Source organism: Tenacibaculum halocynthiae (genome assembly GCF_964512825.1).
In the GTDB taxonomy this organism is placed as follows: Bacteria; Bacteroidota; Bacteroidia; order Flavobacteriales; family Flavobacteriaceae; genus Polaribacter; species Polaribacter halocynthiae.
In genome coordinates this window covers 107282-128612 of sequence record NZ_CAZELG010000021.1, presented here as the reverse complement: position 1 = coordinate 128612, position 21331 = coordinate 107282, and the positions used below count along the sequence as shown (strand labels likewise).

16 protein-coding genes (1 of these 16 only partly in view) are annotated in these 21331 nt (G+C 28.5%); 4 read left to right on the top strand and 12 right to left on the bottom strand.

The genetic code is table 11. The features are described 5' to 3' along the window. Positions 1–499 carry the 3' portion of an IS110 family transposase gene (locus ACKTTQ_RS07620; protein ID WP_408048825.1) on the top strand. Its footprint begins 254 nt before the window's first position, so 499 of the gene's 753 nt are visible here — the last part of the coding sequence; its start codon lies off the left edge, out of view; it ends in the stop codon at positions 497–499. Between the two features lie 49 nt (positions 500–548). Here ACKTTQ_RS07620 and ACKTTQ_RS07615 read toward each other — a convergent pair whose 3' ends face one another. The 10 genes from ACKTTQ_RS07615 to ACKTTQ_RS07570 form a co-directional block, all read right to left on the bottom strand. After that, positions 549–1802, bottom strand: a complete 1254-nt coding sequence (locus ACKTTQ_RS07615; protein WP_255405158.1) for a coiled-coil domain-containing protein 30 — start codon at positions 1800–1802, stop codon at positions 549–551. A gap of 250 nt (positions 1803–2052) precedes the next feature. Further along, positions 2053–2532: a hypothetical protein gene (locus tag ACKTTQ_RS07610; RefSeq protein ID WP_408048824.1), complete on the bottom strand. Its 480-nt coding sequence runs from the start codon at positions 2530–2532 to the stop codon at positions 2053–2055. Positions 2533–2727: 195 nt separating this feature from the next. Next, complete coding sequence (locus ACKTTQ_RS07605) at positions 2728–4485, bottom strand: ATP-dependent nuclease (RefSeq protein ID WP_408048823.1); 1758 nt, start codon at positions 4483–4485, stop codon at positions 2728–2730. A gap of 247 nt (positions 4486–4732) precedes the next feature. Then, the gene (locus ACKTTQ_RS07600) at positions 4733–5449 is read right to left on the bottom strand and encodes a YebC/PmpR family DNA-binding transcriptional regulator (protein ID WP_093871490.1); all 717 of its coding nucleotides are present in this window, start codon (positions 5447–5449) and stop codon (positions 4733–4735) included. Between the two features lie 59 nt (positions 5450–5508). Further along, positions 5509–7509: a DUF3352 domain-containing protein gene (locus ACKTTQ_RS07595; protein ID WP_408048822.1), complete on the bottom strand. Its 2001-nt coding sequence runs from the start codon at positions 7507–7509 to the stop codon at positions 5509–5511. A gap of 169 nt (positions 7510–7678) precedes the next feature. Next, complete coding sequence (locus ACKTTQ_RS07590; protein ID WP_408048821.1) at positions 7679–8893, bottom strand: OmpA family protein; 1215 nt, start codon at positions 8891–8893, stop codon at positions 7679–7681. Between the two features lie 149 nt (positions 8894–9042). After that, positions 9043–9780 carry a LytR/AlgR family response regulator transcription factor gene (locus ACKTTQ_RS07585; RefSeq protein ID WP_408048820.1) on the bottom strand — a complete coding sequence of 246 codons (738 nt, stop codon included), beginning with the start codon at positions 9778–9780 and terminating at the stop codon, positions 9043–9045. Beyond that, positions 9773–11374, bottom strand: coding sequence for a tetratricopeptide repeat-containing sensor histidine kinase (locus tag ACKTTQ_RS07580; RefSeq protein ID WP_408048819.1), 1602 nt, complete (start codon positions 11372–11374; stop codon positions 9773–9775). Before ACKTTQ_RS07580 ends, ACKTTQ_RS07585 begins: the two co-directional genes overlap by 8 nt. 14 nt (positions 11375–11388) lie before the next feature. Next, positions 11389–13017 carry an acyl-CoA carboxylase subunit beta gene (locus ACKTTQ_RS07575; protein ID WP_408048818.1) on the bottom strand — a complete coding sequence of 543 codons (1629 nt, stop codon included), beginning with the start codon at positions 13015–13017 and terminating at the stop codon, positions 11389–11391. A gap of 93 nt (positions 13018–13110) precedes the next feature. Further along, positions 13111–14592 carry a helix-turn-helix domain-containing protein gene (locus ACKTTQ_RS07570; RefSeq protein WP_113785936.1) on the bottom strand — a complete coding sequence of 494 codons (1482 nt, stop codon included), beginning with the start codon at positions 14590–14592 and terminating at the stop codon, positions 13111–13113. A gap of 127 nt (positions 14593–14719) precedes the next feature. Between ACKTTQ_RS07570 and aceB the strand changes: the two genes are divergently transcribed. Next, entirely contained in the window at positions 14720–16315 is a 1596-nt protein-coding gene (gene aceB / locus ACKTTQ_RS07565) for a malate synthase A (protein WP_113785935.1), read from the top strand. Positions 16316–16391: 76 nt separating this feature from the next. After that, positions 16392–18026: an isocitrate lyase gene (locus ACKTTQ_RS07560; protein ID WP_113785934.1), complete on the top strand. Its 1635-nt coding sequence runs from the start codon at positions 16392–16394 to the stop codon at positions 18024–18026. Positions 18027–18157: 131 nt separating this feature from the next. Here the strand turns inward: ACKTTQ_RS07560 and ACKTTQ_RS07555 are convergent, their stop codons facing one another. Together ACKTTQ_RS07555 and ACKTTQ_RS07550 are read right to left on the bottom strand one after the other, a co-directional pair. Further along, positions 18158–18928 (bottom strand): MBL fold metallo-hydrolase, encoded by a 771-nt coding sequence (locus ACKTTQ_RS07555; protein ID WP_113785933.1) that lies wholly within the window; start codon positions 18926–18928, stop codon positions 18158–18160. A 56-nt stretch (positions 18929–18984) separates the two neighbouring features. Then, complete coding sequence (locus ACKTTQ_RS07550) at positions 18985–19554, bottom strand: Crp/Fnr family transcriptional regulator (protein WP_113785932.1); 570 nt, start codon at positions 19552–19554, stop codon at positions 18985–18987. Between the two features lie 472 nt (positions 19555–20026). Between ACKTTQ_RS07550 and ACKTTQ_RS07545 the strand changes: the two genes are divergently transcribed. Next, complete coding sequence (locus ACKTTQ_RS07545; RefSeq protein WP_408048817.1) at positions 20027–21322, top strand: phosphatidylserine decarboxylase; 1296 nt, start codon at positions 20027–20029, stop codon at positions 21320–21322. The last annotated feature ends 9 nt before the right edge of the window (positions 21323–21331 follow it).

Genomic DNA, 21331 nt, shown 5'->3' with positions numbered 1-21331 from the left:
ACGTTCTATAGTACGCAGTTTAAAACACCTTAAAAAAGAGATAAAAGTTTTAGAAGAGAAATTGTTAATACTACTAAAAAAGGAACATCAAGATCTATTAACCCGTTTGGAAACGATTCCAGGAATAGGAAAGAAAACAGCTATAATGTTAGTCGTTTTGACAGATGGATTTGAACGTTTTACCAGTGGTAGTGAATTATGTTCTTATTCAGGCTTAACTCCAATAATTCGACAAAGTGGAAGTAGTGTAAAAGGACGAGCAAGAATTAGTAAAATAGGAAATGTAAAACTCAGAAATCTATTATTCATGTGTAGTTTTAATGCATGTAAATATAATAAGAGTTGTAGAGAACTTTATCAACGAATAGTAGCTAAAGGCAAGAGTAAAAAACTTGCCTTAATAGCCGTTTGTAATAAGCTATTAAAACAAGCCTTTGCTATCGCGAAATCAGGATTAATATACGATGAGACTTACAGAAATACTTTGGTTAAAAATTAAACAAAAATTAGTTGTTTTTTACCACAGTTCTTTGTTATAAGCTGTTGTTCTAGTTTTTCTTTTTTAGTTGTTCTTCAATTTTTGTCAATCTTTCCGCCAATAATTTTAAAGTTTCATTTTCTTTTTCAAGTTTTTCGTTTTTTGACTCAATACTATTCAATCTTTTCTCTTGCTCAATTGTATACAAAGTTAATTCCTCAATTTTTTGAAGTAACTGAATTTGAAAATCTCCAATATTAACTCCATTTTTCTCCATTTCTTTAGCTGAGGCAATTTCAGGTAAATGTTTTTTTTCTTTAATATGTTTCTCAATTGATTTCAAGGTTGGTAAATCATAATCTTCTTCAAAAACGAAATCAGCAGTCGGGGTATTAGTAACTTTTATTTCTTTGGATTCGATTTTACCCAAAACAGCCATGTTATTCGTAAATCTTGTTTTACCATCTTTAAAAATTCTCATAGTTGCACCCAAGGTACTCCCATTCGGATAAAAGTGAAGTCCTGAAGTTGTATTAGCTGCTATGGTTGGAATACCTGTGCCATACTTATTTCCCCAAGATAGATTATGACCATCTTTTATGATTATGCTTCCATTTACGTCTAATCTTTCTTTAGGGCTTGTTGTTCCAATTCCAATATTACCAATATATGAGATTCTCATACTTTCAAAAAACGCACCAGGACCATCTGTTCCTTTTGTGAAAAATGCCATGCCTACGTGATCAGCATCGCTATGTTCCCTTGTTGCAACAATTGACGCTCTTCTTCTACCTCCAGACTCCCATGTTATACCTCCAAAAAACTCATCATTATTTTTATAAGATGAACTTAATAATAGATGGTCTTGTGATTGAAATTCCATATTATTATTAAAAGCGTTTGAATTGTAGAGTTCTAACTTTTGTCTTGGATTACTTGTTCCTATACCTACATTTCCATTATCAGCTATTCGCATCTTTTCAGATAAAGTATTAAACCCGTTAGAGGTTTCAAATACAATATTGGTATAATCAAATGCCGCAACTACTGATTTTCTTGTTTTAACGCCAATAGATGCCATTGGTGAAGTTGTAGTATAGTAATTTATAAAATTAAGCTGACTTACATAACTATCATTATTTTTTTCAGAACCAGTAGCGGAAATATTTCCTCGAACATCTAAAGAACTATAAGGGCTTTTAACCCCTATACCTACTTTATTCTCTTTTGAATAAATTATATTTTGGTTGTCATAATTATGCTGAGCACTTATCCCTAAACTCATCCCTATCATAGCAATGACAGCAATTTTAATTGTTTTCATAATAATTTAAATTTATAATTGTTTTTAATTTGTTTTCTTTTATGGCTTATAACGTCTCGGCTATGGTTAGTAAGGGAATTAAAATTACTGAATTTCCGATTAAGCACTTAGCCAAAACTTTTTATTTTGGTTTATCTTTTTCTCTATAAAGCCAAATCAAAAAGATTTGGCGGATTTGGTTAAAAGCTTTAAACTTAGAGTTAAGAACCAAAACCCGTATTAATTATAGCTATTGTTAGCAAATGTTTTTTTAAGCAAATAATGTTTTTCCTTCTCTAAATTCTACCTCTTCAGTTTTCAAATCATTTAAAAGAATGTCTTTCAAATCGTTTGAGAAATATATCTCACTTTCAACACCAAAAATCATTAAACCTTTACTTTCTATTTTGTCATATTCAGAATGATTAAAACTTTTTTTAGTAGTTAATTCATAATAATCTATCCAAAATTCTCCAGTAGATTTTCTTATTATTTTAATAGGCTTCAATTCAATTTGTTCAGGAACATATTTTAAAATTAAATCAGCAATATCTTTTCTTAATAAATTGTTTTTTCCATTAATTATTGGTCTAAAATGACCAGAAATCCTATATTCATATTCACTTTCATTTACTTTTTCTAACCCAACAACTGTTTCATAATATCCCATTGGATTTTCAACTCTAACCCAAGAAGGTAAAGCATCTATTCCATACTTGTTTTCAATTCTATATTTAAGATTATTATTCATTTTTTTTGTTTTTTAATGTTTGCTAACGGTTGGACTATGGTTAGTATGGGAATTAAAAGTAATGAATTTCCGATTAAGCACTTAGCCAAATCTTTTTATTTTATTTTTTTAAGCCAAATCAAAAGATTTGGCGGACTTAGTAAATGTACCAAAACTTTAGGTTAAGCTCCAAACCCGTATTAATTATAGCCCTTGTTAGCCACTGGCTATTTGTGTTAAAAATTCTTCAACTTTGGGGAAATTCTTCATTTGTTCTGTCAAATCGGTAGTTGAAATTTCTTTACAAATTTTATCAGATAAAAATAACTTAGAACTCATTGTATTAAAGTCCATTGGATGCTTGTCTTCGTTATTTTGAGTAGTAAAATCATTTAAGCACTCTAAAATTGGTTTTCGATCATAAGACGCTAAACATCTTTTTTCTCTATCAGATTTTCTTATTGATTTATAACCTTTTTTTCTTAATAATTTATTGGTAGCATTAAAGATTAGGTCAGGATATATAAAATCTTCTAATTCAATATTATCATATGTTTTTCCATCAAATCTTATTATAAATAAGCATTCTGTGGTGAAATTTTTAAACGTTTTATTTTTAAGTGTATTATATTGTGATTTACCAGCTCCATCTTTATCAAAAATTATTTTAAGTTTAGGTTTGAAGCTTAATTCCGAACACATATCTTCAATAAATTGTAAATAACCTTTGTATTTGTCAACACCACCAGCTACTAAAACATTAGGTATTGGAAGATCAAACTTATTAAATAAAGCTATAAATAAATCTTTATCTTCTTGACCTTCAACTACTATATTGTAAGGAAATATCTCCCAAGAATCATTTCGTTTAATTCCAAAATGCTTTTTAATATTAGTAGCTTTTTCATAGTCTGAGCCATTAATTACGATAGTATTGAGTTTATGAAAAACTAAACCTGGTTTCCTACTGTATTCTTTTAATTCTTTAGTTCCTGCAAAAAGAAAGGTGTTTTTTAGAGAGTTTAAGTCTATAAAGAAATGAGAATGAGTCGTTACGATTATTTTATTTCTTGTAGCTTCATCTTTAAGTCTATTGAACAAACTTTTTTGTAAGTCAGCCTGAAGAAAAGCTTCTGGTTCATCTATAGCCCAGATGACATCTTTTTTTGTCTTTTTATTTACATACTGTATTAAAGACAAAAGTATTGTTCTTTGAATACCACTTCCTTTTGTTTCTAATTCTCTTTGGTTAGTATCAAATAAAGTGAAGTTTATCATATTCGATATAGCTTCTCTCAGATAATTATATTCTGGAAAGTTGATTTTTAATTTCCAATCGTCAGAATCTATTGTGTTAACATCTTTAAGAATATCTTTAAATATTTTAGTTATTTCATTCTCAATTTTCCCTACGGCTTCCTTAGATTTATCAATGAATTCAGTTAATTTTTCTAATGATTCTTGCTGTGCTTTTCCTCGCCTTTTATCAAGTCCAATAGGTAATATCTCTTCGTTAACTATTTCTGAAACTAATTTAGGGATATTGACGTTACTTGCTTCTATTAAAAAGAATTTGAAGTTTTTATTTAGAAAGTCAATTACTTCTTTTTGAGTTAGATTTTCTCTATCAATTTTCCCTAATATATCTACTTGTTTCTCACCTTTTCTTTCAGTAAATTTTTGAGTTATATTATATGTTTTTCCAGTACTAATTTCAGTTATTTTGGCTTTAAGTGTTGTTACGAAACCAAGACCCATTGAACCTTCGCTGATATGATAAGGAATATCTTTTTTTGCAGAAAAGTTCTCCTTAATTGGATGAAAAAATAGATATAGAGCTCTTAGAAAATTTGTTTTTCCAACGTTATTTGAGCCACAAATAGTCAAAAGGTTCTCGTCTTTATTAGGACGAATCTTTATTTGAGATATTGATCTGAAATTTTTAATATTAAATTCGTCAATTCTATATTTCATATTTCATTTTTTTGCTTGTGGCTAACTCGTTATATAGAGAACAAAGTTCTCGTTTATCAGATTATAATTCCGGATAAAAGGAACTATAGGTAAATATATAAAGAAGTATTGAAGTTACTTTATGTACATCTGTAGTTTTTTATTCTCAAATTTATAAAATTTTTCTATTTACTAATAGAAAAACAGATAAAATAAAACCCTCTAGTAAAATAGAGGGTTAATGCTGTGAATGCTATGTTTGTTGAGATTACATTTCCATAGAATGGTAAACATTCTGAACATCGTCCTCTTCTTCTAATCTCTCTAAAAGCTTTTCAACTTCTTCTTGTTGTTCGGTTGTAAGTTTGGTAGTTGTGGTTGGAATTCGTTCAAAACCAGAAGATAAAATCTCTAAATTGTTTTCTTCTAAATATTTTTGTATTCCACCAAATTGCTCAAAAGGAGCATAAATCATAATACCATCTTCGTCTTTAAAAACTTCTTCTACATCAAACTCAATCATTTCTAATTCAAATTCTTCCAGGTCTATTTGTAAGCTTTCTTCATTAATTCTAAAGTTACAAGTATGGTCAAACATAAAGATAACTGAACCAGATGTCCCCATATTACCGTTACATTTGTTAAAAGCAGCACGAACATTAGCAACAGTTCTGTTATTATTATCAGTAGCAGTTTCTACTACAACGGCTACTCCATGAGGGGCATATCCTTCAAAAAGTGTTTCTTTATAGTTAGCAGTATCTTTATCTGAGGCTTTTTTAATGGCACGTTCAACATTATCTTTTGGCATATTTGCAGCCTTAGCATTTTGAATAACAGCACGTAAACGTGAGTTAGTTTCAGGGTTTGGGCCACCTTCTTTTACTGCCATTACAATGTCTTTACCAATACGAGTAAAGGTTTTCGCCATAGCTGACCAACGCTTCATTTTTCTAGCTTTCCTAAATTCAAATGCTCTTCCCATTTCTAAATAATTAAGTTTTAATGCCTGCAAATGTAATTATTGCAGAATATATTTACAATTTAAAATCGTTTTTTGAATAAGAGTTCTTCATCTTTTTCACTGTAGGCTTTCCAAGTACCTATTTGAACTCCTTTTTTGTACTTTCCTGTTATTCTTAAATTCCCGTTTTTATAGTATTCACTATAATCACCATGTTTTAAACCGTTTTTTAATTCAACTTCAAATTTTATAGTGCCAGTATCGTGTTTCTTTATAAATTCTGAAGCACTTAAATCATTTGGAAATATTTCGGGTATTTTAAAAAAAGTTTCTTTTGTCATTGCTACTGATGCTGTATCATTTTCATTAACAAGCTTTTTTAATAAATCTCTTTTTAAATTTTTATTGTTTCTTAATTGCTTACCAATTTCAACAGGGTTTTCGTATGCAATTGCTAAATAATTTTCAAAATGACTACCTCTGGAAATTAACTGAAGTCCAATTTGAGAAAAAGAAATTAAATAATCTTTGTTTTTATGTATTTGTCTTTGAGTTTTTCTATCAGTAAAACTTAGTAAATCATCATAAATGTATGGAGTATTTATGTATGCAAACAAACTTGATTTCTCATCAAATTGATCATTGAAATCTAAAAACTTTTTGCTAGAAGCTAAAGTGTAGCCAATTAATTGTGTATTAATTATCTCTTTTAGAGTATTAGGACTGTTACTAAAAATAACATAGTCATCTATAATTGTAAAATATGGTTTCTCCATTTTAGAAAATAAATCACCCGCTAACATTTTAAAGAAACCTTTTAAGTCTAAAAAGTTTATAGTTTGGTTTTTGTAATTTATTTGCTTGAATTTTAAAGGTGTTTTTTCTTTTATTTTTGTTAAAATAAAGTCTAAATTTTCTTTAGCTTTATTAATGCTATTTGTTTTTAATACAACAGCTACATCTTTTTGTTTTTTAGAAATGGCATCATTAATATGTAATAAAGCTATTTCGTTTCCAATCCAGCTAAAAATATGTTCTTTTAAGTTGATATCTAATCTGTTTTCAATATCAGTAACCTGTTCTGTATACGCTTTAAAATTATTTTGATTTTCTTCTTTTATGGCTTCGAAATTTTCATGGAATTCATCAAAGCTGTCAAAAGCAAAACTTAAATAGAGTGCTGTATTTTTAGGAGCTATTTTAGCTATAGACCGTTTTCCTTTTCCTGACTTTTGTAAAGCTCGCAAGTAACTTTCCGAACTTAGGTCAAAGTTGGTGAATCCTTCTGCTTGAATTATTGTGCTTTCTTTTAATCCAACATCAAAACCAGAATATAGCCATGTATTTCCAATAGTTTTTAAAATATCAGAATTTACTTTGTTAGAAAAGCAAGACAAGTATTTATTAAGATATTTGTAATGAATAAATAGTTTAAATAAACCATCTTCAGGAGTTTCTTTGTTAATTTCAACAAAGTCAACATCTCTACCAATAACTGGTTCTAAATATTGATCAATTGAATTTTCAACTAATACGTGCGTATAAGAGGCTATTAATTGATTTTTAATAAAAGAAATATATAAAGTTTCTCTCTTTTTTTTATCGTATAATTCTGTTATTTCATGATTGTGGTATTGCCTCTTTGTTACTTTATATCCTTCACCAGCAAGTTTAGCAATAGAGCTTTTTAAAAAACTTAGTTTAGAAATTTTTTGTAAATCAACAACATAAAATAATCCGTATGTTTTTGGTTTATAAACGTGTATTGAAATAAGGATGTCTCTTTCGCCTAAAAATTGTATTATTTTTTGCTGTTCCTTAAACGTTTTGTCAAGGTTATTAAGGCTTTCAGTAACAGTATTAAAATAAGAATTTTTTTGTAGGTGTTTCCAAATATTACTATTACTAATCTCATCCCAAGTGTCTATAGGGCGCTCAGTGTCTATAAGAAAAACAGCATCATCAGGAATTAAATAAATAGGATTAATATTGTCTTCATCAACAGTGGTGAAAACATAGATTTGATAAATAATGATACTAAGTAAAATAAGTAATGCAGAAAATAGTATCTTTTTTTTCATAAGTTTTCTTTGTTAATGTTTTATAGAACACAACAAATTTAGAAAAATCATAAAGGTTTAAAAAGAAAATCACTTTCTAAAAATACATTGAAAGTGATTTTCTTTAATTTTAACATATTTGTAATCAATACTTCTATGCTTTAAATAGTATTTCGATAATTTAAGTGAGCTAAATTTTAATAAAAGCAACTCTGCGGTTATTTGCTTTTTCTTCAGGAGTACTATTGGTATTCAATGGTTCGTTTTCTCCTTTTCCAATAGTCGTTAATCGTGTTTCAGAAATTCCTTGAAGTATTATTGCTTGTTTAACAGCATCAGCACGTTTTTTTGAAAGTTTAAGGTTGTCATTGGCGCTCCCATCGCTATCTGTGTATCCTATTATTTTCATTTTCCAATCTGGATTTTCTTTTAAAACTGTAGTTATTTTATTTATAATTCCCATAGATTGCAGTTTTATTTTTGCTTTTCCTGAATTAAAAAGAATTCCATTTGTAACATATTTACCTTCACTCATTATACGTTTATACATTTGCCCACCTCCATGAGCAATACGTATATTTTTAATACCAGTAACTAGTTTCCTATTGTCAAATGACTTAGGAGTCTCTAAAACTATGGTAAAACCTTTTATATCAGTAGGGAAATTAGGAATGTTACCAATTCTTTTTTCATTATGGTATATTTTTAGTTTCTTTTTATAATAAGATATAGAAATATGGTGCCAACTTTTCTTTGAACCAAAATTTATGTTTTCAAGATAAAATCTTTGATCTTTAGTATATATGTTACCCTCAACCTTATTTTTTCTATGAGTTATTGTAATGTCACCACCATAACCTAAGCTTTTGTATTTTTTAATTGTGCCAGTGAAAAATATTTTAAAATCAAGCCAGTCATTAATATTATTAATATCATCTATATAAATATCAAATTCTATAGTGAATTCATTACCTAAATAATTGTCTTTTTTAAATAAAGGAGAAATTGCATTGGTGTATTTAGTCGTAGGAATTATTACTTTTTGATTGTTGAATAAAGCAATTTCTGAGCCTCCTTCAAAAAGATCCCATTTAGAAGGAAATTCTCCAACTTCTTCATATTTTAAATTATCAAAAAATATAACTTTTTCACCTGGTATAAATTTAAAATTACGCCAAATTTTTATAGAATCGTTTTTAGGTGTTTTTTTATTATTTCCTTCTACAATTTTTTTATCGTTATTTTCTTTCTTTTTATTTATTTTTTTATCAATTTCTTTTTCGGCTTTCTTAACAATTGTGTTTTCAGCTTTCTTTTTTAATTTTTTCCAAAATTGGGCTTGAATATTAGGTGTAAAAGTGAATAAAAGTATAATTAATACAATTGATTTTCTAATCTGTTTCATTATAAAGTTTACTAAAAATTAAATGATTTTTAGATTAAAGGTAGTGTAAAAAAATATTCGTTTCATTATACGAAATAAGGAAACTTGAATTTGTTTTTTTTTTATTTGAATTTAAGGTTGTTTGTTTTGAATTGTAATATATGGTATAGTTAACTTGAAGATTTTAAAAGGTGCAATAAGTCCGCTTTTTTTCCTTGAGATACAGGTAAGGAGGTGTCATTAATTAATACAATTTCATCATTACGCTTATTAAATTTTTTAATATGTTGTAAGTTAATGAGGTACTTTTGATGAATTCTAAAGAAAAAATATGATGAAAGTTGGTCATCAAATGACTTTAATGATTTGGAAACTAAAATTTCTCTTTTATCTATAGTGAAAAAAGTAGTATAGCTATTATCAGATTTTGCGTATAAAATATCTTCTAAAGAAACTACATGAATACTGTCAGAATTTGAAAGAATTATTTTCTTTTGACCAGATGTGTGGTTATGGTATAGTGTAGTGATTTTTTCAAGATAATTCTTATGTTCTTCTTGAATAACTTTATTTACGGCTTTAATAATGTCTGATGGGGAGAAGGGTTTAAGAACAAAGTCAATAGCACTAAATTTGAAAGCTTCTACTGCGTATTTACTGTAAGAAGTAATAAATATAACAGTAAATTTAGGAGAATTAAATTTATTTAGAATTTCAAATCCATCACCATCTTCTAAATTAACATCTAAAAAAATAAATGTAGGGTTTGTATTTGTAATTAACTCATAGGCAGCATTAATTGACGAAGCAGAACCAATTACATTGATAGCATCAAAGTTTTCTTCTATAATGCTCTTAAGCATTGTAATTGTATTTTTATCATCTTCAATTAACGCACAACTAATCATAAATAGAAGTTTTTTTTGGGAAAAGTAAAGTTATAATAGTACCATTATCATTCGATTTAATGCTTGTTTTAATGGAGTAAGAGTGGGTTTTTTCCAGGTTTTTAATTCTACTTTTTAGTACGCTTGAACTTGTAGAGTGTTCTAGCAGTTGATTATTATTATTATTACTGGTATTGATTCCTTTTCCATTATCAAAAATAATAACTTTAATTAAATTGTTGTAATTACTATATGTAATTTCTACTTTTCCATTTTTAATGTTTTTAATACCATGTTGAATTGCATTTTCAACATAAGGCTGAATGAACATAGGAGGAATTAAAAAATGTTCAATATTAGAATCCACATTAATTAAAAAAACAGTGTCTTCGTTAAAGTTAACTTTTTGAAGTTCTAAATAACTATTCATAGTATTAGCCTCTTCTTTTATGGAAATAAAATCAGTAGAAGCATTATCAAATATAGAACGCATTAGTTTACTATAACTAGATAAGTAATTTAGTGATTCTTCTTTTTTATTTTGATAAATAAATGATTGAATGCTATTTAATGAATGAAATAAAAAATGAGGATTTAATTGAGTCTGTAGTAATTTATGTTTTAAAGAAGCTTGCCTTAGTGATTGTTTAGTTTTTTGGTTTTTAAACCATAAATAAATTAAAATAGAAACTAATAAAACAATAATAAATAAAACAATAAAGATGTTTTTTTGATTGTTAATTTTTATTTGCTGCAATTGATTTTTAATATGTAAAACATCTATTTGTTGTTGTTTTTTTTCTGATTCGAATTTTTCAACCAATGAGGCTACTTTAACTTTTTGTTCTGCCTTGTATAGTGAGTCTTTTAGTTTTAAAAGATGGTTGGCATAATTAAGAGCAGTATTGTCTTCTCTTAAATTTTTATGAGCATCTTTTAAATTGTTTAAAACTAACCGTTGTAGACTTTTGTTTTTTGTGCTTTTAATTTTATTAAAATATAAAATTGCATTTTTATATTGTTTATTAAGTAGGTAACTATATCCAATATTATTGATGGTTATTTCTGGAGAAAGTTTTAGTTTTTCTTTTAAAAGAAGGCTTTTTTCTCCGTATTCTATTGATTTTGGATATTCTTTTAAACGATTGTATAAAAGACTAAAGTTGTTGTAAGTATTACTTAAAACAGCTTCGCTATTTAGTTTTTTAGCTAAAGTTTCTGCTTCTTGATTAATTTTTAAAGAAGAAGTAATATCTCTATTTTCAGTATAAAGACCAGCGATATTAAATAATACTTGAAGTTTAAGATTATCTTCTTTTTTTATATGTGATAAAGATTTTTGTAAATAAATTATTGCTTTATCAAAATTTTTAAGGCGTGCATTTAGCACGCCTATATTTGTGTAAACCTTAATTAGCTGTATAGAATCTTTTTCGTTTTCTAAAATTTTTAAAGCTTCAAGATAATTTTTTATTGATTGCTCAAAGTTTTGTTTTTTTAGATTTTTATTTCCTTTAGATATAAAATAGGTGGCTGTTTTAATTGAATCAGTATGTTGACTCTGAACTAGCGTACTAAAAAATAATACAGCAAAAATTAATATTTTTTTAATCAAAATTAAGCATAGTATTAAACTTGAATTACACCTAAGTTAAATGGCTTTTCGATAGGAGCATGGTCAGCAGCTTCTATCCCCATTGAAATCCAAGTTCTAGTGTCTAAAGGGTTGATTACTGCGTCTGTCCAAATTCTTGCAGCAGCATAATAAGGTGAAATTTGCTTATCGTAACGAGACTTAATTTTATTAAATAACTCTTTTTCTTTTTCAGGAGTAATTTCTTCTCCTTTTTTCTTTAAAGAAGCAGTTTCTATTTGTAATAAAACTTTAGCAGCTGAAGCTCCACTCATAACAGCTAATTCAGCACTTGGCCATGCAGCAATTAGTCGAGGGTCATACGCTTTACCACACATAGCATAATTACCAGCACCATAGGAGTTACCAATAACAATAGTGAATTTAGGAACTACTGAATTACTTACGGCATTTACCATTTTTGCACCATCTTTAATAATACCTCCATGTTCTGATTTGCTTCCAACCATAAAACCAGTAACATCTTGTAAAAATACTAAAGGAATTTTCTTTTGGTTACAGTTAGCTATAAAACGAGTTGCTTTATCAGCAGAGTCATTGTAAATTACACCTCCAAATTGCATTTCTCTTTTAGCATTTTTAACTAATTTACGTTGATTAGCAACTATACCAACAGCCCATCCATCAATTCGGGCATAACCAGTAATGATGGTTTTTCCATAACCTTCTTTATATTGATCAAATTCAGAATTATCAACTAAACGTTTAATAATTTCAAGCATATCATATTGTTCATGACGTGCTTTTGGTAAAATTCCAAAAATATCATCTTCATTTTCTTTAGGAGGAAAAGCTTCTTTTCTACTAAAACCAGCTTTATCATAATCACCAATTTTATCTACAATATTTTTTATCTTATTTAAAGCGTCTTTGTCATCTTTAGCTTTATAATCAGTAACACCAGAAACTTCGCAATGTGTTGTAGCTCCACCCAAGGTTTCGTTGTCGATAGTTTCACCAATGGCAGCTTTTACTAAATAGCTTCCTGCTAAAAATATACTCCCAGTTTTATCAACAATTAAAGCTTCATCACTCATAATTGGCAGATAAGCACCACCTGCAACACAACTCCCCATTACGGCAGCAATTTGAGTAATTCCCATACTACTCATAACTGCGTTATTTCTGAAAATCCTTCCAAAATGTTCTTTGTCAGGAAATATTTCATCCTGCATAGGTAAATATACTCCAGCAGAATCAACCAAATAAATTATAGGTAATCTGTTTTCTATTGCTATTTCTTGAGCTCTTAAATTTTTCTTTCCAGTAATTGGGAACCAAGCTCCAGCTTTTACAGTTGCATCATTTGCTACAACGATACATTGTTTACCTTGTATATATCCCATTTTTACAACAACCCCTCCGGAAGGACATCCACCATGTTCTTGGTACATTTCTTCACCAGCAAAAGCACCAATTTCTATAGATTTTTGATTGTCATCTAATAAATAATCGATACGCTCACGAGCAGTCATTTTTCCTTTTTCGTGTAACTTATCAATACGTTTTTGGCCACCACCTAGTTTTACTTTGGTAAGTTTTTGACGTAATTCTGATGCTAAAAGTTTATTATGATCTTCGTTTTTATTAAAGGTAAGGTCCATATGTTGTTATCGTTGTTTGTAAGCGATTGCTAAAGTACTAAATTAGTAGATAATGTTCAATTGAAAAAGACTGAATATGATGTTGATTTTATATTAAGAGTAAGTGTTTAAAATGGTAGAAACTGTTTTGTCAAAATCTTCAAAATCAAGTTCTCTTTGTAAACGCCACGGTTCTATCATTCTTTCTTTGCAGTCTTTTATAGAGCATGTTTCACAAGTAATACCAACTTTTCTTGTAGGTATAGAAGTGTCATTTGCAAATTTTAATCTTTTCTTTAAATGTGGTGATATAAGTAAACCAATAGAAATACTTCTACTTACATCCTTTTTAAAAGGGTCTGATGTGGCTGATGATAGTACTAAATATTCATTAGTTGAATTCTCATAAGAAGATGTTTGAATACCAAAAGATGTTGATGCATTCGAGTTTTCTAAATTTTGAATAGAATTAATTGAAATCCAGCGTCTACAATAGTGTTCATTATTTCTATTAGCATGTGGTGTTTGCTGTTGTGTAATGTGTAACTCTTTAGTTAGTTTGTATTTAGGGGAGTCTACTTTATGGGTGAAACGTAGAAAAAATAAATTTTTAATATTGAAATATTTAGGAAGGATATTTGTTAAACGCTGATAAAAAGATTCAGCTGAACAATTATACTTTCTCATCATTATATTAAAATTTTCATTACTCCAAGTTTTAGATTCAAAAAAGGTTTTTAATTCATGAACTAAGTTTTGTTTTGAAATGATCAAAGCGCCAGCAAAGTATGAAGCTATAAAATTATTTAAAACTTGATCAAAGCTTTCAAATTTTATCCATGGGAAAGTAAATAATCTATTTTCAATTTTTAAAAAATTGTAAGCAATTTCTTTCGCGTAAATAAAAGCTTTTTGAGCTTCTGATATTTCTTTACTTATTAAAAGTGTTTTTTTTGCTGGAATATATAAGTTACGAAGCTCGTTTAAGTTTGAGTATTTAGAAAGTTCTTCATTGTCAATCGTGTAGTTGAATTCTTCAATTAAAATTTCTTCTAGGTCAGAAGATTCAATTTTAGATGATAAATCTATATGATAAGCTTTAGCAAAAGCTTCAACATGATCTTCAATTTCTTCAAAATAATTATTATGAGCTTCTTGGTAAGAACGAAGTGATGCTAAGAAGAAACTCTCTCTAGTTAAGTTGTAGTTTTGAGATATTTTAATAATAGTACTAATGAACGCATTTACTTTTGCTGGAGCATTAGCAACAATATCAATTAAATTTTTTTCTTGAATACCAAATAACTCAAAAGGGATTTCTTTTAGTATTTGTGATTGTAGTATTTCACCAATAGGAGCTAAATTTTTATCTAATTTTAAAGAAACTAAATGATCATAAGGCACATCTAAATTTTCTGAAAGCAAAACAATTTTATCTGTTTTGGGGTATTTTTTTCCTTTTTCAATTTCATTTAAATACGATTTTGAGAGCCCTGTAAGTTTTGCTAATCCAAATAAAGATAGCTTTTTCTCAGTTCGTATTTGCTTTAATTTTAAACCAAAAATTAATCTAATGTATTCGTCTTCAATATGCATAAAAACAAATATATAAATAATAAGCGAATAAATTATTTTTAAAAATTTAATAAAAATAGCGAACGTTCGCTTGTGGAGTTCAGAAATATTTTTTATCATTGCGGTGTAATTCTTAAAAATGATAATTATGAAAGCAGCAGCATTAGTTAAAGAAATTAATTTAAAAGGTTTTAAAACAGATATCTATCAAGATATTTTAACAGACGAGGCCTTGCATTTTTTAATTGAGTTACATAAGAAATTCAATGCCAATAGGATTTCACTTTTAGAGGATAGAAAAATTTATCAAGCATATTTTGATGCTGGAAATTTTCCTGAATTTCCAAAAGAAACTAAAAACATAAGAGAAACTAATTGGACTTGTGCTGAATTACCAGAGGACTTGTTAGATAGACGAGTAGAAATTACTGGGCCAGTTGATAGAAAAATGGTGATCAATGCACTAAATTCTGGAGCAAAAACATTTATGGCAGACTTTGAAGATAGTAATTCTCCAACAATTACTAATTTGTTAAACGGACAAGTAAATCTTCGTGATGCAGTAAACAAAACAATTTCTTTTTATAATGAGAAAAAAGATAAAACTTATAGTTTAAATAAAGAAGTAGCTACGTTACTTGTTCGTCCAAGAGGTTTGCATTTAGAAGACAAACATATAGAAGTAGAAGGAGAAAAAATGTCAGGTGCATTAGTTGATTTTGGACTTTTCTTCTTTCATAATATTAAAAGTTTATTAGCTATTAATTCTGCAACCTATTTTTACTTACCAAAGCTTGAACATTATTTTGAAGCTCGTTGGTGGAATGATGTTTTTGTATTTGCTCAAGATTATATGGAAGTACCACAAAAAACAATAAAAGCAACTGTTTTAATTGAAACTATAACTGCAAGTTTTCAGTTAGATGAAATTATATATGAATTGAGAGATCATATGGCAGGATTAAATTGTGGTCGCTGGGATTATATTTTTTCATATATAAAGAAGTTTAGAAACCATAAAGGATTTATGGTTCCGAATAGAGATCAAGTAACTATGAGTACTCCTTTTATGAATGCATATTCTTTAAAAGTAATTCAAACTTGCCATAAGCGTGGAGTTCATGCAATGGGAGGGATGGCAGCTCAAATTCCTGTAAAAAATAATGAAGAGGCTAACAAAGTTGCTTTTTTGAAAGTTAAAAAAGACAAAGAACAAGAAGTTATTAATGGGCACGATGGAACTTGGGTGGCACACCCTGGCTTAGTTTCTACAGCAATGGATATGTTCAATGAGTATATGCCTAATAAGAACCAAATAGATAAACAATTAAGTGAATTAAATATTACTGAGAAAGCATTGGTAGAGTTACCTGAAGGAACAATTTCAGAAGATGGTATAAGAAAAAATATAAATGTAGGTATTTTATATATAGAAAGTTGGTTATCTGGTAATGGAGCAGCAGCACTATATAACTTAATGGAAGATGCAGCTACTGCTGAAATTTCAAGAACTCAAATTTGGCAATGGTTAAAAAGTGAAGTAATGTTAGAGGATGGAAGAACATTTACTGAGCCAATGTATAATGAGTATAAAAAATCAGAAATAAAGAAAATAAAAAATTTAGTTGGAGATGTGGTTTTTTCTGAAGGAAATTATAAAAGAGCTATTGAATTATTTGATTCATTAGTATTATCTAATGAATTTGAAGAGTTTTTAACCTTACCAGCGTATAAATATTTATAAAAATAGCCCTGCAATGCGGCAACATGAACAGGGCAAGTTATCAATACAATTAATAACCTTTATCAATTACAAAATTATGAAAAAAATAGCACACGAAAGTTATAGTTCTGCATTAGAAACTGTAAGAAGTCTTAAGGAAAAATATGGGAGTTCATGGAATGCTATTAATCCACAGAATGCAGCAAGGATGGTTTCTCAAAATCGTTTTAAAACAGGATTAGATATTGCTAAATATACAGCAAGTATAATGAGGGAAGATATGGCAGCATATGATGCAAATTCATCTGAATATACACAATCACTTGGTTGTTGGCATGGGTTTGTTGCTCAACAAAAAATGATTTCTGTAAAAAAACATTATAAAACTACCAATAAAAGGTATTTATACCTTTCAGGTTGGATGGTTGCAGCTTTAAGATCAGAGTTTGGCCCACTTCCTGATCAGTCGATGCATGAAAAAACAGCGGTACCAGCTTTAATTGAAGAAATTTATGATTTTTTACGCCAAGCTGATGCCATTGAATTAAACGATTTATTTCGAAGGTTAGAATTGGGCGAAAATGTGCAATATGAAATAGACAATTATGAAACACATGTTGTTCCTATTATAGCAGACATTGATGCTGGTTTTGGAAATGAAGAAGCAACATACTTATTGGCAAAAAAAATGATTCAAGCTGGTGCTTGTGCTATTCAAATTGAAAACCAAGTTTCTGATGCAAAACAATGTGGGCACCAAGACGGTAAAGTAACAGTTCCTCATGAAGATTTTATAGCAAAATTGAATGCTATTCGATATGCATTTTTAGAATTAGGAGTTAATGATGGAATTATAGTTGCTAGAACAGATTCTGAAGGAGCGGGGTTAACTCAAAAATTACCTGTAAGTAATGAACCAGGTGATTTAGCTTCTAAATATTTAAATTTTATTGAATGTAAAGAAGTTACAATTGATGAAATTAGAGAGAATGAAGTTTTGATAAAAAGAGGAGGGAAGTTGGTACGTCCAGTTAGATTAGCAAACGGTTTGTATAAGTTTAAAGAAGGTTCAAATATAGATAGAGTAGTATTGGATTGTATAACAAGTTTACAAAATGGAGCTGATTTATTATGGATTGAAACGCCTACACCTCATGTTGGACAAATAGCTCATATGGTAAATAGGGTTAGAGAAGTTGTACCAAATGCTAAATTGGTGTATAATAATTCTCCTTCATTTAATTGGACACTTAATTTTAGAAATCAAGTATATGAAGAGATGCTTGCTGAAGGTGAGAATATGACGCCATATGACAGGAATAATTTAATGGATGAGCAATATGATGGTTCAGAATTATGTCATCGTGCTGATGAAAAAATAAAAACTTTTCAAATTGACGGGGCAAGAGAAGCTGGGATATTCCATCATTTAATTACGTTACCTACGTATCATACAACAGCTTTACATATGAATGATTTAACAAAAGGATATTTTGGAGAAGATGGTATGTTAGCTTACGTAAAAGGGGTACAAAGGCAAGAAATAAGAAAAGGAGTTGCTTGTGTAAAACACCAACGAATGGCAGGTTCTAATTTAGGAGATGATCATAAAACATTTTTTGCAGGAGATAAAGCGCTTAAAGCTGGTGGAGCAAAAAACACTTCGAATCAATTTGAAACTAAAGAAGTTAAAAAGGAAATAGGAAGTGGCAAGAAAATAGCTGTAGCGTAGGTGTAGTTATAAAGTTAAATAGAATTAAAGAGAATGTATTATTTATTATAAGTAATAAATTTTATGTTATTTTGAAGTGAAACTCCACCTTTTGGTGGAGTTTTTTGTAGTAAAGCTATTAGATTTAGGTATTAGGTTATTTCTAAAAACTCTCCATCTTCAGGAATCCAGACTTTATTTATTAATTTATTTTTTATTAAAATATTTTTTAATTTTTTTCTAGTTAATGGACAGTGATTTATTGACTCCATGTGATTTGCAATAACTTTACCATTTGTATTTTTTACAAATTTTAAAATGTCATCTACATTCATAATAAGTTTATTAAACAAGTCAAATTGAGCTGTACCACAAGCTAAAACGCTTATTGCTGGTTTATAGTTTATTAAAACTTTATCAACTGAAGCTGTATAAATTGTATCAGAACTTAAGTAAATTGATTTTTGATTAGGTAATTTTATATAGAACCCAATTACTTTACCCATTAATTTAGATACAAAACCATATCCATGTTTAGCAGGAATTCCCTCAATTGTACCTCCTAAAAAACTTTGTTGCTCCCAGTATTTTAATGTTTTAACTACGTTTAACCCTTTTTTTAGAAAAGCTTTTTTATCTTTTACACTACAAGTAACAGGAATGTTTTTCTGAATTAAAAACTGTATTCCTTTATTGTCAATATGATCAGGATGTTGGTGTGTAATCAAACAATGAGTTACTTTATTTAATATTGAATTGGTATTGTTTGGTAAAGAAATGGTAGGATTTTTTCTAGCCTTATACCTAAAAAGTGTAAAACTAGGCATGATTCCCTGGTCACCTAGCATTGGGTCTATTAAAATAACGTCTTTTTCGGTTTCTAAAACCATTGTAGCGTTTCTAATATGATGAATTTTTAACATACGTATAATATTTATACAAATGTCTATTCTAAATAAATAATGACCATTGATTCAAATCAAGAAATTCTTTTTCTAATACGACTCAATGTTTCAGGAGTTATGTTTAGGTATGAAGCAATATGGTATTGAGGTATAGATTGAAGCCAATCGGATTTATATATAATTAGTTCATTATATAATTCTTCTGGTGTTTTGGTAATACGGTTAAATTCAAGTAATTCTTTTTGCTTTAATAGTTTTTGAAATGACGCTTCAACAAATGATTTTCCACATTCATATTTTTTTAAAAGATTAAAAAATGATTTTCTTTCAATACTTAAAATTTCTACAGAAGAGAGACATTCTTGATTTTTAAGAGTAGTAGAGTTTTGATTAAAAGTTAATAAATCAGTAATGAATAGGGGTTTTGTATAAAAATTTATGTTGATTTCTTTCTCATGGTTTGAATAAAACTCTCTAACTAAACCTTTGTTAAGAAAGCGTAGTTGTTTTTCTTTCTCATTTTCTTTTAGTATCAAGTTTCCTTTTTTATAATGGTCTATTTTAAATAGAGAAAAAAGTTCTTCTAACCCATGTTCATTTAAGGGGTATTCAGTTTTGAAAAATTTAGATATTTCAGAAAACATTGTTGCTTTATTTAATTACTTAATAAATGTAATGGTATTCTATTTATATTCATGACTTTTAAAAAGAAATCTACAGTTTTTAAGAAAACAAACAGAGAATAAATATTAGAACTTATCTCACAGTTATTAATATTCAATTACCTGTTTTAAAAGAGTATTAATAACTGCCTAAGTTTTAGGTATAGTTGTATTACTGATTATTTTATTTCTCCTATTACTATAATTGTTGCTTTTATGAGTGAAAACTATATATTCATGACATTTTTTTTAAAATAAACTTATTAATTCTACAAATTTGAATTGTCTGACTCTATAATTATTAGTCGAGCTTATTGTGTCAGATGTTGTTTAATCATTTAATATTTAAAGTAAATAATACTAGATTTTGATTGATTGGCTATGATTGTTTTTATAGGTGGTATCCGAAAAACCTATTTTAAAAGAGTAGGAATTATTTAAAACTTTATTAATTATGGAGGCAGTGAAAACTATTAAAACTCATGAAGCAGTTGTTGAGCAACTGAAAAGTATTTTAGATGGCGATTCAGCAATGTCAAAAAGTTTGGGAGAATCATTAAAAAAGGCAGTTGAATTATCTAAATATGGTAGTCCTGATAAAAATATACCTCCTTTAAACAATGATCTTTACAAAGCAATTGATAAAGAGTTTAAAGGTAAAGGTTGGCCAGTAACTGTTGATGCTTATTATGATTATTTAGATCTTTATGTGAAAATGATTCCTAATGAAAGTAGAGATCCTGAATATCCAAATGCTTGGACAAGTGATGGAACAAAAAATGGATACAATCAAAAAGTGTATGATTTACTTTGCCAATCATATTGGTTAATAGATCAAGAAGACTCAGAAGGAAAAACAATGCAAAGCTATCCTGAATTTGCCAATTGGTTGGTGAGTTTTGCAAATGCTTGGGGTACTTTCTTAGATACTGAAGCATCATTAAATGATGAAACTTTAAAATCGTTTAAAGATGATAAAAATAGTTTAGGAGAAAGCGTTTATAATTTTCCTTTATATTCAGATAACGAAAAAAGTTGGAAAACTTTCAATCAATTTTTTTATAGAGAGTTTAATCAAGCAGATCCAAAAACAGGAATATCTCCATTACGTCCTATAGCAAGCCCTGAAGATAATACAACTATTGTGTCTCCAGCAGATTGTACTTTTAAAGCTTTTTATCCAATTGATAAAGAAGGAAATGTTGATGAAATTACATTGAAAGGAACTCATACTATTGGAACTGTAGATGAGCTATTGCAGTTTAGTAAATATGGTGAGAATTTTTATGGAGGTACATTTATACATTATTTCTTAAGTCCGTTTGATTATCATCGCTTTCATACACCAGTAAGTGGTGAGATTTTAGAAATTTTACCAGTAGAAGGTAAAGTATATTTAAATGTAGAAACTGCTTCAAATGGACAGTTTGATGCTCCAGATGGTGGAGAAAATGGATATGAGTTTACACAAGCAAGAGGATTGGTAATTATGGATGCAGGTCCAGAAGTAGGAAAAGTAGCTATTTTACCAATAGGAATGTGCCAAGTATCAGGTGTTGATATGTATACTGAGCTTCAAGGTCAAAAAGTAGTTAAAGGCCAAGAGTTTGGAAAGTTTAGGTTTGGAGGATCAGATATTATTATGTTATTTGAAAAGCCTCCACATGAGTTATATATGTTTCAACAAGATCCATCACATCAACCTATTCATTTTCAATACGGACAGACTTCTGTTTACTGGAATAAATAATAAATTAGT

Excerpts from the sequence above, each read along its gene's own strand:
- ACKTTQ_RS07615 (WP_255405158.1), bottom strand. The coding sequence starts at position 1,802 with ATGAAAACAATTAAAATTGCTGTCATTGCTATGATAGGGATGAGTTTA.
- ACKTTQ_RS07610 (WP_408048824.1), bottom strand. The coding sequence starts at position 2,532 with ATGAATAATAATCTTAAATATAGAATTGAAAACAAGTATGGAATAGAT.
- ACKTTQ_RS07605 (WP_408048823.1), bottom strand. The coding sequence starts at position 4,485 with ATGAAATATAGAATTGACGAATTTAATATTAAAAATTTCAGATCAATA.
- ACKTTQ_RS07600 (WP_093871490.1), bottom strand. The coding sequence starts at position 5,449 with ATGGGAAGAGCATTTGAATTTAGGAAAGCTAGAAAAATGAAGCGTTGG.
- ACKTTQ_RS07595 (WP_408048822.1), bottom strand. The coding sequence starts at position 7,509 with ATGAAAAAAAAGATACTATTTTCTGCATTACTTATTTTACTTAGTATC.
- ACKTTQ_RS07590 (WP_408048821.1), bottom strand. The coding sequence starts at position 8,893 with ATGAAACAGATTAGAAAATCAATTGTATTAATTATACTTTTATTCACT.
- ACKTTQ_RS07585 (WP_408048820.1), bottom strand. The coding sequence starts at position 9,780 with ATGATTAGTTGTGCGTTAATTGAAGATGATAAAAATACAATTACAATG.
- ACKTTQ_RS07575 (WP_408048818.1), bottom strand. The coding sequence starts at position 13,017 with ATGGACCTTACCTTTAATAAAAACGAAGATCATAATAAACTTTTAGCA.
- ACKTTQ_RS07570 (WP_113785936.1), bottom strand. The coding sequence starts at position 14,592 with ATGCATATTGAAGACGAATACATTAGATTAATTTTTGGTTTAAAATTA.
- aceB (WP_113785935.1), top strand. The coding sequence starts at position 14,720 with ATGAAAGCAGCAGCATTAGTTAAAGAAATTAATTTAAAAGGTTTTAAA.
- ACKTTQ_RS07560 (WP_113785934.1), top strand. The coding sequence starts at position 16,392 with ATGAAAAAAATAGCACACGAAAGTTATAGTTCTGCATTAGAAACTGTA.
- ACKTTQ_RS07555 (WP_113785933.1), bottom strand. The coding sequence starts at position 18,928 with ATGTTAAAAATTCATCATATTAGAAACGCTACAATGGTTTTAGAAACC.
- ACKTTQ_RS07550 (WP_113785932.1), bottom strand. The coding sequence starts at position 19,554 with ATGTTTTCTGAAATATCTAAATTTTTCAAAACTGAATACCCCTTAAAT.
- ACKTTQ_RS07545 (WP_408048817.1), top strand. The coding sequence starts at position 20,027 with ATGGAGGCAGTGAAAACTATTAAAACTCATGAAGCAGTTGTTGAGCAA.